The following is a 15882-nucleotide window of genomic DNA, read 5'->3' as shown; positions in this document are numbered from 1 at the left end:
TATCCCGTCGTTCCGAGGGCTTTAGTATTTGGTCGCCTGCTCTACAGTCCTGGCTCGCACGGAGGCCACATTAAGTGGCCTCCGGCTCGTGCGGAACTCGCGACCGACCAAATACCAAAGCCCTCAGAACTTAGGATACATGGTTGGAGTGGCTGGATGTCAAAATTTATCAGCTGGGGACGTGCTGTTCATTGCGCATCGAAATATTCACACCACCGTGTAAATAAAAAGAAGTACCGGTTGGGGCCGGTACTTCTTTTGGTTCTAATGCTTTGCTGTCTGGGCTCTGCGAACCTATTTACAGGCCGCAGGCTGCTTTGAGTTCTTCGACTCGGTCGGTATTCTCCCAGGTGAAGTCGGCGTCTTCGCGGCCGAAGTGGCCGTAGGCTGCCGTCTTCTCGTAGATCGGTCGACGCAGGTCCAGGTCGCGGATGATCGCGCCCGGGCGCAGGTCGAAGGTCTTCTCTACGGCTTCAACGATCTTGTCCTCGGCAACATGCGCGGTACCGAAGGTGTCGACCATGATTGAGAGGGGCTTGGAAACGCCGATGGCGTAGGCAAGCTCGACTTCGCAGCGGTCGGCCAGACCGGCGGCGACCACGTTCTTAGCGACCCAGCGCGCGGCATACGCGGCGGAACGGTCGACCTTGGTGCAGTCCTTGCCGCTAAAGGCGCCACCGCCGTGACGGCCGTAGCCGCCGTAGGTGTCGACGATGATCTTGCGGCCGGTGAGGCCCGTGTCGCCCATGGGGCCGCCCACGACAAAGCGACCGGTGGGGTTCACGTAGATGTCCGCGTTGCCCCACGGCATGTTCTCGGCAGCCATGACCGGGGTGATGACGTGCTCGATGAGGTCGGCCTTGATCTTGCCCATGTCTTCGATCTCGGCGGCGTGCTGCGTGGAGATGACGATGGTCGTGACCTCGACGGGCTTGCCTTCCTCGTAGCGCACGGTGACCTGGGTCTTGCCGTCGGGACGCAGATAGGCGAGGGTGCCGTCGTGGCGCACGGCGGCCAGGCGCTCGGCCAGGCGGCTTGCCAGGTAGTGCGGCATGGGCATGAGGGTCTTGGTCTCGTTGGAGGCATAACCGAACATCATGCCCTGGTCGCCGGCGCCGATCAGGTCGATCGGGTCGGTGGTGGCGCCGGTCTGGGTCTCGAAGGACTCGTCGACGCCCTGGGCGATATCGGGCGACTGCTCGTGGATAAGGCTCATAACGCCGCAGGTGTCGCAGTCAAAACCGAACTTGGCACGGTTGTAGCCAATGCGACGGATAACGCCGCGGGCGATTTCCTGTACGTCGACGTAGGCCTGGGTGCGAATCTCGCCGGCGACGATGACGGTGCCGGTGGTCACGAGGGTCTCGCAGGCGCAGCGGACGTTCTCCACGTTGGCAGGCACGCCGTTGGGGGCGATGTAGCCCTGCTCCTGGAGCTCTATTTCTTTGGCGAGGATTGCGTCGAGGACGGCGTCGCTGATCTGGTCAGCGATCTTATCGGGATGACCTTCGGTCACCGACTCCGACGTAAAAACAAAGGACCCGTGTTGGGGTGGGATGGAACGAAGTTCTTCTGACATGATTGTCCTTTCAAAAACGTGTCCCGGCGACCGTTACCATTCCGCTGGGCTCTCTATGCAAGGGCACATCATAGCGCGTAAATCAAACATTCACACCCTTTCCGCACCCACTCATTTAAGTCTGTCCCCAATGAGTGGGTCGGTGCCCTTTGTGCGGAGGTTGCTTTGATGCTTTATACTGGTGCGGTTAGACATCCATCCTGCAATCGAGGAGATTTCCATGGCATCAGACGTTCGCGTCCGCTTTGCACCCTCACCGACGGGCAAGCTGCACATCGGCGGCGCCCGCACCGCTATCTATAACTGGGCTTTCGCCCGCGCAAACGGCGGTACGTTCATTCTGCGCATCGACGACACCGATCCCACCCGTTCCACCGACGAGAACACGCAGATCATTTTGCGCGCCATGCGTTGGCTGGGCTTGGACTGGGACGAGGGCCCCGAGGTGGGCGGCGACTATGGTCCCTATGCCCAGACCGAGCGCCTGGACCTGTACAAGCAGGCCGCCCAGAAGCTTTGGGATGAGGGCAAGGCCTATCCCTGCTTCTGCACCAAGGAGCAGCTCGATGCCGACCGCAAGGCCGCGCAGGAGCGCAAGGACCCCTTCCAGGGCTATCAGCGCCGTTGCCGCGATCTTGATCCCGAGGAGGCCCGCCGCCGCATCGAGGCCGGCGAGTCCTACGTCCTGCGCATCAAGGTGCCCGAGGACCGCGGCGACGTCGTCGTCCACGACGCCGTCCACGGCGAGGTGACCTTCGACGCCAAGGAGCTCGACGACTTTGTCATCTTCCGCTCCGATGGCACGCCCACGTACAACTTCGCGACCGTCGTCGACGACGCCATGATGAAGATTACCCATGTCATCCGCGGCGACGACCACCTGTCCAACACCCCGCGTCAGGTCATGGTCTACGAGGCCCTCGGCGCGCCCGTGCCTACGTTCGCCCACATTTCCATGATCTTGGGTGCCGACGGCAAGAAGCTCTCCAAGCGCCACGGCGCCACCTCGGTGGAGGAGTACCGCGACGCTGGTTACCTGTCCGACGCCTTCGTCAACTATCTGGCGCTGCTCGGCTGGTCGCTCGACGGCGAGACCACAATCATCCCGCGCGATGTCCTGGCCAGCAAGTTCTCGCTCGACCGCATTTCCAAGAACCCGGCGACCTTCGACCCCAAGAAGCTCGACTGGGTCAATGCCGAGTACATCAACGGCATGTCCGATGCTCAGTTTGCCGACGAGATCATGGTCCCCGAGCTGCACGAGGCGGGTCTCATCGAGGGCAACGTCGAGTACGGCGAGGACTGGATCGACGCGCTTGCCGCAATCGTCAAGCCGCGCACCAAGATGCCGGCCGACGCCGTGACCGTCGCCGCTCCCATCTTCGCTACGGCCGAGACGCTCGAGTATGACGAGAAATCCGTTAACAAGGGCCTGGCTAAGGAAGGCATGGGCGTCATTCTGGATGCCGCCAAGGCCGCGCTCGAGGGCGTGGACAAGTGGACTGCCGAGGCCATCGACGCCGCGCTTGAGCCGCTGCCCGAGCAGATGGACCTTAAGAAGCGCGTGGTGTTCCAGGCCGTGCGCGTCGCCGTCTGCGGCAACATGGTGAGCCCCCCGCTGGGCGAGACCATGGCGCTTGTCGGCCGCGACGACTGCCTGGCACGCATCGACCGCGCCCGCACGATGGCGCTATAGTAGACGCGTAAACGCATGTATCCGAGCCCCGTTCACCCGAGCGGGGCTCTTGTTTCTAAAGACGTATGGGATGGGAGGTACAGAGACCATGGCCGAGCAACTGTCGCTGTTTGGTTCGCCGGAACCGGAGGAAGCTCCGAAGTCCGCGGCCCCTGCCGTCGCCCCGGCGCAGCCTGAGCCCGTTGCCGCCCATGCGAGTGTGGTCCTGGACATCCCTACCCGTGCGCTGTCCGAACCGTTTGTTTACGGCATCCCTGAGCCCCTTGCCAACGATGCCCAGATCGGCTCCACCGTCCTAGTTCATTTTGGCAACCGTGCGGCCGCGGGCTACATCGTCGACATCGCGCCCGAGCTGGGCGACCTGCAAGGTAACGACGCTCTCGACCCCGCGCGCGTCAAGCCTATCGAGGCTATCCTCAGCAAGCCGCTCTTTACCGCCGAGGCCGCCCGTATCGCACGTTGGATGAGCCGCGAGTACGTCGCGACGCTTTCCGAGTGCCTGCGCCTGTTCTTGCCTCCGGGCGGCAGCCCGCGCGTGGTCAAGGGCGATGACGGAGCATGGTCGGTTGAGCGTCCCGCCGTCAAACCCATCCAAAACCGCTGGGTGATGCTTACGCCCGAAGGCTTTGACTACACGCCGCCCAAGACCGCGGTCCGTCAGCGCCAGCTCATCGAGGCGCTGCAGTGCGGCCCGGTTACGACTCGCGACCTTAATCTTCTCTATAACAGCATGTCGGCGACCATCAAAGCGCTCGAAAAGCGCGGCGTCGTGGTGGTGGAGGAGCGCCGCGCCTGGCGTGGCTGCAGCGAGCAGACCACGCTGTCCTCGGCAAGCGGCAAGGCGCCGGTCTCCCTTACCAACGGCCAGCAACAGACACTCGCGCAGATTGAGCGCGCCCGTCTGGACGCTCATGGCGACGTGGTGTTGGTCGACGGCGTCACCGGCTCCGGCAAAACCGAGGTTTACCTCTCCGCCATCGAGCGCGTGCTCGCAGCCGGTCGCTCTGCCTGCGTGCTGGTGCCCGAGATCTCGCTGACGGCCCAGACCGTCGGCCGCTTCCGCTCGCGCTTTGGCGAGACGGTGGCCGTTTTCCATTCGCGTCTTTCTGCTGGCGAGCGTCTCGACCAGTGGGATATGGTCGCCAGCGGTGCGGCCCGCGTGGTGGTCGGCGCCCGCTCGGCGCTCTTTTGCCCGCTCAGCGACTTGGGCCTCATCATCATCGACGAGGAGCACGAGACTAGTTACAAGCAGGGCTCCAGTCCGCGCTACCATGCGCGCGAGGTGGCAGCCGAGATGGCGCGCCGCTATCGCTGCCCGCTCGTGCTGGGGTCGGCCACGCCTTCTGCCGAGGCCCTCGACCACTGCCGCCATGGAACGTATAACGGCACCACTTGGACGCGCGTCGAGATGCCCGAGCGCCCGGGACACGCCGTGCTGCCCGAGGTCCGCATTGCCGACCTGCGCCGCGAGTTTTCGCACGGTAGCCGCTCCATGTTCTCAAAACCCTTGATGGAGGGATTGGAACGTGTGGCCGAGCGCCGCGAGAAGGCCGTGTTGCTGCATAACCGCCGTGGCTTTGCGCCGTTCCTGATGTGTCGCGAGTGCGGCTGCGTTCCCACCTGCAACCACTGCTCCACAGCGCTTACGTATCACGAGCGCACGCACACGCTGCAATGTCACACCTGCGGTTCGTCTTGGCGCGTGCAGCCGTATCCCGCGCCCACGAGTCGTTGCCCCAAATGTGGCAGTCGCTACCTGGCAAAAATGGGGCTGGGCACGCAGCAGATCGAGGACGCACTGCACCAGATGCTGCCCGAGGACGTCGCCATCATCCGCATGGATGCCGATTCCACGCGCGGCAAGGATGCGCACAAAAAGCTGCTCGAGCAGTTCGATGCGGCCGATTGCGCCGTGTTGCTGGGCACCCAGATGATCGCCAAAGGCCTCGACTTTCCCGAGGTCACGCTCGTGGGTGTGGTCAATGCTGACTTCGCCCTCAAGCTGCCGGATTTCCGCGCAGGGGAGCGCGCCTACGATTTGCTGGAGCAGGTCGCCGGTCGCGCCGGTCGCGGCGATCGCCCTGGCGAGGTCATCATCCAGACGTATCTGCCCGAGGATCCGGTCATCCGCGCCGTCGCCGAGCACGATCGCTCGATCTTTACCGACTACGACCTGGACCAGCGCCGCGACGCACTGTATCCGCCGTTCGTGCGCCTGGTTAACATTTTGGTGTGGTCTGCAAACCGCGACGATGCGCAGGATTATATCGGGCGCATCGCAAAGCTTCTTAAGCGCCGCTGGCATGCCGCCGCGCCCGATTTTTTGCGGGCGGGGAGTGCCGTGCCGCAGGTGCTGGGCCCGGCTTCGTGTGTAATCGAGAGAGCCAAGGACCGTTACCGCTTCCATCTGCTTGTGAAGTCGCCCGTGGGGTACCATGTCTCTGATGATATCGACGCCTGCCTCAAAGAGGTGGGCTCCGTGCGCGGCGTGAGCGTGAGCGTTGACGTCGACGCCTATGATTTGATGTAACAACCTGAAAGGATGGCCATGGAAGCCAACGGAATCGTACTGTCGCCCGACCCTCGTTTGCGCCAGGAGTGTGCCGTCATCGAGGAGATCACCCCGGCGATCGAGGCGCTTGCCGAGAAGATGAAGAAGATGATGTTCGACAACGGCGGCTGCGGCCTGGCTGCTCCGCAGATCGGCGAGCTTATTCAGCTCGTCACCATCGACTGCGACTACAGCGACAAGAACGACTACGACCCGTACGTGCTCATTAACCCCGTCATTGTTGAGCAGAGTGACCATCTGGTGCCCTTTAGCGAGGGCTGCCTTTCCATCCCTGGCATTAGCTGCGAGATCGAGCGTCCCGACCATGTCGTCGTCGAGGCGTACGACTTGGATGCCAACCTGATTCGCTACGAGGCTTCGGGCGACCTGTTCTGCGTGTGCCTGCAGCACGAGATCGATCACCTGCATGGCAACACTATGTTCGAGCGACTGAAGCCGATGCAGAGGCTCAAGGCCGTCAAGGAGTACCAGGACGCCCTGGCCCGCGGCGCTCGACCGGGCGAGACGGAGTAGGTCCCATCGTCCCCGGTGCTGAGCGCCCACATATCATCCCGTGCTCAAACATTCTCGCTTTGCTGCGAAACTGCGCGCGGGACGATATGTGGGCGCTCAGCACCGGGGACTGCGTTGTTCTGGCTCGGTTCGCCCGGGTGCCGTTGGGCCAGGGAGGGGCGTCTTCGCTGATAGGTCTTTGTTGGGAGAGAGCTGCTTTTATTGCGGCTCTTTCTTTGGTTTTGGGTATATTTGTTCTTGTTGAATTGTTATTGCGGATGGCCTGGGAACCTTGCTTTCCGCTGTTCTTTGTAGCCGTCTCGGCTTTGGTTGAGGGGAGACGATCTTTATGCGTATTGTGTTTATGGGTACGCCTGATTTTGCTGTGCCTTCTTTGACTTCGCTTGTTGAGGCTGGGAATGAGATTGCGCTTGTTGTTACTCGTCCTGATGCTGTTCGCGGGCGTGGTAAAAAGTTGGAGCCGTCTCCTATTAAGGCCGAGGCGCTTGAGCTTGGGTTGCCGGTTATTGAGGCTAATCGTATGACGGCCGAGGTTGTTGAGGCGCTCCAAGCTGCGCAAGCCGATATTTTCTGTGTGGCTGCTTATGGTTGCATTTTGCCGGATGAGGTGCTGCATATGGCGCCGCTTGGTATTGTGAATGTTCATGCGTCCTTGCTGCCTCGCTGGCGTGGTGCTGCTCCCATCCAGCGTGCCATTCTTGCTGGTGACGGGGTTGCCGGAGTTTCCATTATGCGCATTGGACATGGCGTGGATACTGGTGCTTATTGTGCTCAGGCTTCCACGTCGGTTGCCGGTAAGCATGCCGAGGCGCTGACTATGGAGCTCGCTGAGCTCGGCGGCAAACTGCTTGCCGATACGCTTCCTTCTCTTGCCGATGGCACCGCCGTGTGGATCGAACAGGATGAGGCGCTCGTTACCCATGCTGCCAAGATTTCTAAGCAGGAGATGCGCCTGGATCCGCACATGGCGGCGCTTGATTGTGTGCGTCATGTGCTGGCCTCGTCCGATACCGCGCCTGCTCGTTGCGTGATTGCCGGCAAGACCGTGCGTGTGCTCGATGCTGCGCCTGCTGATGTGTCGCTTGTTGAGGGTCAGGTTCTCGTTCAGGCTAAGCGTGTTTACCTTGGTCTTTCCGATGGCTCGGTTGAGTTGCTCGAGGTTAAGCCTGATGGCAAGCGCGCTATGGCCGCTTCTGCTTGGGCTGCTGGCCTGCAGGGTGCCGATCTTTCGTGGGGTGTATTGTCATGAGCAAGCTGTCTCCCGCGCGCAAGCTTGCGCTCGATGTACTGATGGAAGCTGATCGTCGCGGTATGTACGCTCGCGATGTATTGTCTTCCCGTGCTTCCGCTAAGGCTATTGACCAGCGCGATTCCGCTTTTGCCGCGCGTTTGGCGCTCGGTGTTGCCGCCACGCAGGGCATTTTGGATGAGTTGCTCGATCAGTTTCTCGAAAAGCCCAAAAAGGTTGCGCCGCGTGTTCGCATGGCGCTTCGTATCTCGGCCTTCGAGATGCTCTATCTGCATACGCCGGGCCGCGTTGCCGTAAGTCAGGGTGTTGAGCTGGTTCGCTGCGGGGCTAAGTCTGCCGCTGGCTTGGCCAATGCTGTACTGCATAAGGTTGCGGACAATGTTGAGGACTTTGCTACTGCGTCCGATGTGGATGAGTCTGAGCAACGTTTGGTTCGTCTGTCGCGCCTGATGGGTCTACCTCGCTGGCTATGCGCTCGCATTATGGCGTCGTTTGACACTCCAGAGGGTGCGCTTAACTTTGCCGGCAATCTGGCCCCCGCACCGCTGGCTCTGCATGAGAACGCCTTTGCGACTAAGCCCGATCCGTATATCTCGCAGTTCGTCGCGCCTGTCTTCCCAGGCTGCCATGCCCCGGTTGATGCCCAGGTTACCGTTGCTTCGGGTGTGTTTGAGCGTGCTGCCGCGGTGGCCTCTGATCTCAACGCGCAACTTATCGCAACAGCTGCCACGCGCCCTGGTTGCTGCCTTGAGATTGGTGCCGGCCGTGGCACCAAGACCTATGTGATGATGTGCCAGGCCAAGCGTGCGGGCTATGAGTGTCAGCATACGGCGCTCGATTTGCATGATCGCAAGTGCGACCAGAATCTTGCTCGCCTGCATAAGGCAGGTATTCAGGGCGTTCGTACGGTTTCGGGTGATGCTTGCGAGCTTGATGAAGTACTGACGTCGTTTGATGCCATGCTTGGCGAGCCGGTTAAGTTCGATACGGTCTTTATCGATGCGCCGTGCTCTGGCACCGGAACCATGCGTCGTCATCCCGAGATCCCGTGGCGCCTGACCGAAAAGGATGTGACGGTTGAGCTGCCCAAGCTGCAGCTTACGATGCTCAAGGAAGCCGCTGCGCGCGTGGCTGCTGGCGGTGAGCTTATCTATGCTACCTGCTCGGTTTTTGATGAAGAGAACACGCAGGTCGTGGATGCCTTCCTGGCCTCTCCTGAGGGCGCCGGCTTTACCGTGGCGCCGCTCTCCGAAGCCCAGATTTTGCAGCTCCCCGAGTACGATCATGCCAAGAGCCTCGTCACCCTGCGCCAAAACGCTCGAGGCCTCTTCCAAAGTGTCCCCGTTAATGCGGACTCCTACGACGGCCACTTCTGCGCCCGCTTGGTCCACAAGTAACTACTAAGTTGCGGTGAAATAGGGATTGAATAGCGGCATCTACCCGCCAAACAGTCCTTATTTCACCGCAACTCAGGAGGTCATGCGAGCGGAGATCGCAATAGAGGTAAAGAGTGGTAAAAATAGCCCCGTTTCATACTTGCTGTTATCAAAAGTAGGGCGGATTACGGGGCTAGATTGGTGATGCCCGACCACAGTAAAAATGATCTAAATAAAACCGCAGGTAGATGGCTTGTTGAAATTTGCAAATTACTGTAATGGATAGAGGTTGCCAATTCAGCCCCGTAATCCGGTAGAGTTTTGAAATGTTACAAACCTAGCATCATTCCGAAATCAAATCTATAGAAAAGTTGCGGTGAAATAGTTCCTGTTTGGGCGTTGAATGGGCTGATTCAGGAACTATTTCACCGCAACTCATAGGGAAATCTGGGTAGCGGGACCGCTTGACGCTAGTGGTTATGCGGGCAGTTGGCGCAGCAGCCGTTGGTGGCGCTGGTGCTGGAACCACCGCTGCGCTGGTCGGTGTTGTAGAAGCCGCTGCCCTCAAACTTGATGCCGCTGGCCGAGAACGTCTTGGCCGCCGGAGCGCCGCAGCTCGGGCACACGACCTCGGGGGTCTCGGACATGGGATGCTCAACCTCAAACACGTTGCCGCAGCTCGAGCACTTGTAATCGTAGCGCGCCATAATACTTCCTTTTCAGCACAAAGCGGGCAGATCGCTCTGCCCGCATAAATTCAAACAGCTGTAACTGTACCCTATATCGGGGGTTTTATCACGCTTCGCCCCAGAATCTATGGGTGTTGCGCAGGAGCTGTGCAGTTTTGCCCTCGGCGGCCGCAACGTCGGCCTCATCGGCCTGCCAGGTCCAGTTGCCCGTGGCGACACCCGGCACGTTCATGCGCGCGTCGTCGCTAAGCCCCAGAACATCCTGCAGCGGCATCATCACCAGGGGAGCGTCGCTTGCCAGCGCGTCGCTCATCAGCTTGGCCGCCACCTCAACACCGCTCGGCTCGTCGCCGCCCGCAAAGGAGCGTGTGCACCAACCGGTGAGCGTCGACGTGTCGTGCGTCGAGGTATACAGAATCTTGCCCGGCGTGGGATGCACACCGCAGCGGACGTCGTAATCGCTAAACTCCAGCACGTCCATGCCGGGGAAGCCGCAGGTCGAAGCCATGGCGCGAACACCGGGCGTCAGGTAGCCTAGGTCCTCGGCGATAAAGTTGAGCGGCCCCAGCTCGTCATAGGCAGTCTGGAACAGATCCTTGCCCGGACCCGCCAGCCAGCGGCCGTCGGCGCAGGCCTTGCCTGCGGGAATGCTAAAGTAGCTGTGGAATCCCAGGAAGTGGTCCAGGCGCACACGGTCGTAGAGTGAGAACGCGCGACGCAGACGGTCCATCCACCAGCGGTAGCCGTTCTCCTTCATATGACCCCAGCGGAACGTCGGGTTGCCCCACACCTGGCCCTCGGGCGCAAAGTTGTCGGGCGGTGCACCGGAGATCTCGATTGCCTTACCGGTATCGGACAACCAGAAGTTCTCGGGTTCGCTCCACGCATCGGCCGAATCGTCCGAAACGTACATAGGAATGTCGCCGATAACCTCGATGCCCTTCTTGTGCGCATAGTTCATGAGCTCGCACCAGGCAAGGTCAAAGCGGTACTGCATGTACGCCTGCAGCTCTGCCTCGTCGTGGAAACGCTTGTCGTCAATCAGATGCTCGTTGTAGCGCGCGACATCGGCCGGCCAATCGTGACGCGATTCACCTTCAAAGTACTTCTTGACGGCCATGTAGACGCAGTACTTCTCGAGCCAATCGGCGTTGCGATGTTTAAACGCCGTGTAGAGCGGGTCTGCATCCTCGCCGCCACGGGCCTTCCAAGTCTCAAAGTCGGCCGCCAGTTCCACTTGGCTCTCGGGCAGCAGGTCAACATTGCCCGCAAAGGCCGAAGGCCCAGCGTAAGGGGAGCGGAAGAAGTCCGTCGGGTTGACAGGCAGGACCTGCCAGTAGCGCATGCCCATAGCGGACAGATGGTCGATAAAGCGACGCGTGGGTGCGCCGATCGTGCCGGGCTTGCCGTCATCGGTCGGCACCGAGGTGATGTGGCACACGACGCCCGCGCCGTGATCGAGCGGCTCCTGCAGGCGCTGCTCGGCATGGTGATAGATGATCGACGAGCCCAGCGGATACAGATCGAGCGTGACCGTACCGTTGTGGATCTCGCACTCGTGACCGCTGATGACGTCACTCGCGCATTCGCCGAGCGCCGGAATCGTCACGCGGTGCGAATTGCGCAGACTGCGGTTGATGATAACCGTCGCGGACTCGCCATCCTTGCCCGTGCGGTTGTAGGCCAGCACCTCATCGTTGAGCGCGAAGGCCTTAATCTCGCCGTCGATCATAAACGGCAGTGCGCGGCGTACGGCGGAGGCGTTCTTGACAATAGCCAGCGTGTCGAAGTCGTGCAGTTGGTCCTTGGTCGGCAGAGTGCGGCGGTTGCCCGGATCGGTAAGGCCCTCCAGGCCGTATTCGTCGCCGTAGTAGATCGAAGGCACGCCGGGGAAGGTCATCTGCATGAGCGTTGCAAGCCAAAAACGGCTCTTGGCCAGGCCCATCGAGCTCTCGTCCAGTCGCCACTTGCTGCGCTCGCGCTCGGGCAGCTGCGACTCGTCGGGGCCGCCGCCGAGCACCGAGATGATACGCGGGCGGTCGTGGCTCGAAAGCAGATTGAGCGCGCAGGACAATGCCTCGCTCGGGTAGTTCTCGCGCAGGGTTTCGATATCCTCGGCTGCTTGGTAGGCGTTCTTGTAGCCCATCAAAAAGCCGATGACCATGTCGCGGAAAGGGTAATCCATAGCAGAGTCCAGCTCGGAGCCCTGCAGGTAACGACGCAGATGGCCATAGCTAATCTTGTTGGAGGCGTCTTCCCAGACTTCGCCGAGCAACAACGCGTCAGGCTTTTCGGCAAGTACGGCCTTCTTAATCTCGGCCAGGAAGTCGTCGGAAAGCTCGTCAGCGACGTCCAGGCGCCAACCATGGGCACCGGCGCGCAGCCATTTGCGGATCACGCCGTCCTTGCCCAGGAGCCGCTCGCGTACCAGCTCGGAGCTCTCATTGATGGCGGGCATGTTGCCCACGCCCCACCAGCAGTCGTACGAGCCGTCCTCGTGGAAATAAAACGCATCGCGCCACGGCGAATCCTCGCTCTGCCACGCGCCCACGCCGGGGTAGTTGCCGTAGCGGTTGAAATAGATAGAGTCGTCGCCCGTGTGGTTGAAGACGCCGTCCAGAATAATGGAAATGCCGAGCTTCTCGGCTGCCTCGCACAGCTCCGTAAAGTCCTGCTCGGTGCCCAGGATCGGGTCGATCTTAGTGTAATCGGCCGTGTCGTAGCGGTGGTTGCTCGCGGCCTCAAAGATGGGGTTGAGGTAGATGGCTGTAAAGCCCAGCTCGGCAATGCGGGGCAGGTCATTTTGGATACCCTTGAGCGAGCCGCCGTAAAAATCCCAGGTCCTGATGGAGCCGTCTTCGGCACGCTCGTACTCGGGCGGTTCATTCCAGTCCTCGACCATGCGGCGCTGGATTCCGTTGCGAGGCTTTTCGACTTCGGTCAGCGTGCGCTCGCGCCAGTTTTCGTCGCGTGCATAGCGGTCGGGGAAGATCTGGTAAACCATGCCACGCTCGTACCACTCGGGACGAATTTCGCGGTGCTTGTAGACGGTAATCTGGAAGGACGGGACCTCGGCGTAGTCGTAGGTTACGCCCTCGCCGCCGGTGCGGCCTTGCGGCGCGCCCAAGCGAACCTCGGGTTGGCCCTCGATATTGCAGATAAAGCTGTACCAGATAAGACAGGGCTCGGTGCACTCAAACTCTACGGTAAATATGCCGTCGCCCTCGTGCGTCATGGGATACCGAGACTCACCGATCTCATCGACCCAGGTGCGCAGCGTAAGCGTTGCCTGGTTGGGATCGGCATCCTCCAAAATCACCGAGAGTGCAACGGAAGTTCCAGTGGTCACAGCGCCAAACGGAGTGCGAAACTGCGGCAGGCGGCTGTTGTGAATCAATCTCATAGTACGGTCCAGTTCTATACAGTCATGGCCAACGGGCCATGGGCTTAACGCACGGTACTTAAGTATATCGTTGCACTTTAGTTGTATAAACTACAGCCGCTCATTATCGGCGAACGGTTGTCCTAGAAAATCGTTTTACCATCCAAATTATCGCGGCATTCGAAAACGCACATACCGATACTATTTGTAGCCAACCAAAAGTACCCCGGTTTACTACGATAAATTGAATGATCTCAACCACAGTCAATTTGGTGATATTAAAACCGCAGGTAAAAGCATTGGCAATTTCGTAGATTGCTCGTTGTGATCGGCCGGAGCCATTTTGTCGTAGTAAACCGGCCCTCTTTTTAATACGAAGTTCAACAAAGAAGAGGGCGCCTGGTTGGGGCGCCCTCTTTTGCGTCGAGGATTAAGTTTTAATCGTCCGGATTACCGGCGCTTGCGGGCGGCCGTTGCCTTGCGGACGGAGGTCTTCTTGGTAGGAGCCTTTTCCTCAGTGGGAGCGGCGGGGGAGACCGAGGCCTCCTTGGCGGGCTCAGTCTTTGCCGTAGCCTTCGGAGCGGTCTTGACCTCGGCGGCCTTCGGTTCCGGCTCGGCCTTTATTGCGGGCTTTTCCTCGACCTTAGCCTCTGCCTTGGGAGCAGCGGTCTTGGCCGTGGCCTTTTTGACCGTCGTCGTAGCTCGCTTGCGCGTGGTGGTCTTGGCGGCCGGCTTAGCCTCGACAGCTTCCTCAGCCTTAGGCGCAGCGGGCGTCTCCTCGACTTTGGCGGCCGGCTTAGCGGCTGCCTTGGTCGTGGCGGCCTTCTTGGTCGTCGACTTCGTAGCCGTGGTCTTCTTGGCGGTCGTCTTCTTGGCAGCGGCCTTGGCCGGAGCTTTTGCCGCGGGCTTAACCTCGGCTGCAGCGGTCTCGGCCTTTACCTCGGGAACGACCTCGGCCTCGGTGGCCTTCTTGACAGCTGCGGTGGTGCGCTTGCGCGTGGTCGTTGCCTTGGCTGTAGCCGTCTTTGCGGCGGTGGCCTTAGTGGCAGTGGTCTTGGCTGCAGAGGTCTTGCTCGCAGTTGTAGACTTGCTCGCCGTGGTCTTCTTAGCCGTCGTCTTGCGGGCCGTCGTCTTCTTAGCGGCAGGCTTCGCAGCGGGCTTAACCTCGGCATCAGCAGCGGGCTTCGCCTCGGCCTTGGTCTCCTCAGCAGCGACAGGCTCCTCGACCTTAGGCTCCTCAACAGGTGCGGCAGCCTCAGCTACGACAGGCTCCTCGACAGGCGCGGGCTCCTCGTCAGCCACCGCCGCCTCAACCGGCGCCGCCGGCCTCTCAATCTCTGGGTGCATAAAGAAGTACAGGTCCAGATACTTGTCGGCCGAGCGCGTCCAGCTAAAGTCCTGGCTCATGGCCTGCGTGACCAGCTGGTTCCAGGCATCGCGGTTGTCCCAGAACAGGCGCGCCGCGCGGAACACGGCGTCGCCCATCTCGTCGCCGTTAAAGTTACTAAACGAGAAGCCCGTGCCCTCGCCGGTAAACTCGTTATACGGAATCACCGTGTCCTTCAGGCCGCCGGTCTCGCGCACGATAGGCAGGGTGCCGTAGCGCATGGCGATGATCTGCGACAGGCCGCAGGGCTCAAACTTCGAAGGCATTAGGAACATGTCGGCGGCGGCATACATGCGCTGCGACAGCGCAGGATCGAACTCGATGCGTGCGGCCATGGTACCGGGGTACTTGTCCTGGAAGTAGCGCAGACCGTCCTCGTAGTCGCGGTCGCCGGTGCCCAGCACCGCCACCTGCACGCCGCCGGCCAGAATGCGGTCGAGCGCGTACATGACCAGGTCCATGCCCTTCTGGCGCGTCAGGCGCGTGACCATGACCATAAGCGGACGGTCGTCGCGAACCTCGAGCCCCAGCTCTTCCTGCAGCTTGGCCTTGCATACGGCCTTACCAGAACGGTCCTCCACGGTGTAGTTGGCGGCAATGCGCTTGTCGGTCGCCGGGTCAAAGCCCGCCACGTCAATGCCATTCAAAATGCCCTGCAGCGCATAGGAGCGCTCGCGCAGCACGCCGTCCAGGCCCTCGCCAAACTCGGGCGTCTGGATCTCGCTGGCATAGGTGGGGCTCACCGTGGTTATGGCGTCGGCATAGCGCAGGGCGCCCAGCATGTAGTTGATGCTGCAGGCGTCGCAACGCAGCTGCGAGGCGGCCGCCGGAATGTGTGCCACACCCAGGATGTCCTCCATCACGGTGTCGCTAAACTGGCCCTGGAACGCCACGTTGTGGATCGAGAACACGGTCTTGACGCGGTCATACAGCGGCAGGCCCTGGTAAAACTCGCGCAAAAACACGGGCGCAAGTGCCGTCTGCCAGTCATTGCAGTGCAGGATGTCACACTCAAAGTCGGCCGGCAGGTGCTGCAGGCTCTCGGTGATGGCCTTGGAGAAGAACGCAAAGCGCTCGCCGTCGTCAAAGAAGCCGTACGGATAGTCGCGCGCAAAGTAGCGCTCGTTGTCGATGAACATATAGGTGACGCCGTCGTGCTCGAGCTTCTCGAGTCCGCAGTACTCATTGCGCCAGCCCAGGCTCACGTAAAAGTCGGAGAAGTGCTCCATCTGCGCCTTGTACTCGTCCTTGATGGTGGCGTACTTGGGCACCATCACGATGACCTCGGCGCCGGCGCGCACGAGCGCCGCAGGCAGCGAGCCCGCCACGTCGCCCAGGCCACCGGTCTTCACAAACGGTGCGCACTCGGCCGAGGCAAACACGATCTGCATCTTTTTGCTGGAATCTGCCATATTGTCTCCCATGTTGCAATTCGAGAA

The 15882-nt window shown here is 60.8% G+C and carries 9 protein-coding genes; 5 read left to right on the top strand and 4 right to left on the bottom strand.

Going from position 1 to position 15882, the window contains the following annotated elements; translation table 11 throughout:
- Positions 1-298 precede the first annotated feature (298 nt).
- Positions 299-1579 (bottom strand): methionine adenosyltransferase, encoded by a 1281-nt coding sequence (gene metK, locus DW645_RS00165; protein ID WP_118225764.1) that lies wholly within the window; start codon positions 1577-1579, stop codon positions 299-301.
- Positions 1580-1799: 220 nt separating this feature from the next.
- Here metK and gltX point away from each other — a divergent pair, with 220 nt between their 5' ends.
- The 5 genes from gltX to DW645_RS00140 all read left to right on the top strand — a co-directional run bounded on the left by gltX (position 1800) and on the right by DW645_RS00140 (position 9006).
- On the top strand, positions 1800-3275 hold the full coding sequence (gltX, locus tag DW645_RS00160; RefSeq protein ID WP_118225763.1) for a glutamate--tRNA ligase: 1476 nt from the start codon (positions 1800-1802) through the stop codon (positions 3273-3275).
- A gap of 70 nt (positions 3276-3345) precedes the next feature.
- The gene (gene priA, locus DW645_RS00155) at positions 3346-5805 is read left to right on the top strand and encodes a primosomal protein N' (protein WP_118225762.1); all 2460 of its coding nucleotides are present in this window, start codon (positions 3346-3348) and stop codon (positions 5803-5805) included.
- An 18-nt stretch (positions 5806-5823) separates the two neighbouring features.
- On the top strand, positions 5824-6360 hold the full coding sequence (gene def / locus DW645_RS00150) for a peptide deformylase (RefSeq protein WP_117767144.1): 537 nt from the start codon (positions 5824-5826) through the stop codon (positions 6358-6360).
- Positions 6361-6688: 328 nt separating this feature from the next.
- A complete protein-coding gene (gene fmt, locus DW645_RS00145; protein WP_118225761.1) occupies positions 6689-7609 on the top strand; it encodes a methionyl-tRNA formyltransferase in 921 nt (306 codons plus the stop codon).
- Complete coding sequence (locus DW645_RS00140; protein ID WP_118225760.1) at positions 7606-9006, top strand: RsmB/NOP family class I SAM-dependent RNA methyltransferase; 1401 nt, start codon at positions 7606-7608, stop codon at positions 9004-9006. Before fmt ends, DW645_RS00140 begins: the two co-directional genes overlap by 4 nt.
- Positions 9007-9455: 449 nt before the next feature.
- On the opposite strand, the gene DW645_RS00135 is transcribed toward DW645_RS00140, so the two are convergent.
- The 3 genes from DW645_RS00135 to glgA form a co-directional block, all read right to left on the bottom strand.
- Entirely contained in the window at positions 9456-9692 is a 237-nt protein-coding gene (locus DW645_RS00135) for an FmdB family zinc ribbon protein (protein WP_118225759.1), read from the bottom strand.
- 88 nt (positions 9693-9780) lie between these two features.
- Positions 9781-13077, bottom strand: a complete 3297-nt coding sequence (locus DW645_RS00130) for a 4-alpha-glucanotransferase (protein WP_118225758.1) — start codon at positions 13075-13077, stop codon at positions 9781-9783.
- Positions 13078-13506: 429 nt separating this feature from the next.
- Positions 13507-15855 carry a glycogen synthase GlgA gene (gene glgA, locus DW645_RS00125; RefSeq protein WP_199576403.1) on the bottom strand — a complete coding sequence of 783 codons (2349 nt, stop codon included), beginning with the start codon at positions 15853-15855 and terminating at the stop codon, positions 13507-13509.
- Between the last annotated feature and the right edge of the window lie 27 nt (positions 15856-15882).

Source organism: Collinsella sp. AM23-17, assembly GCF_003470945.1.
Lineage (GTDB): Bacteria > Actinomycetota > Coriobacteriia > Coriobacteriales > Coriobacteriaceae > Collinsella > Collinsella aerofaciens_O.
This window is presented reverse-complemented; position numbering and strand designations above follow the sequence as displayed.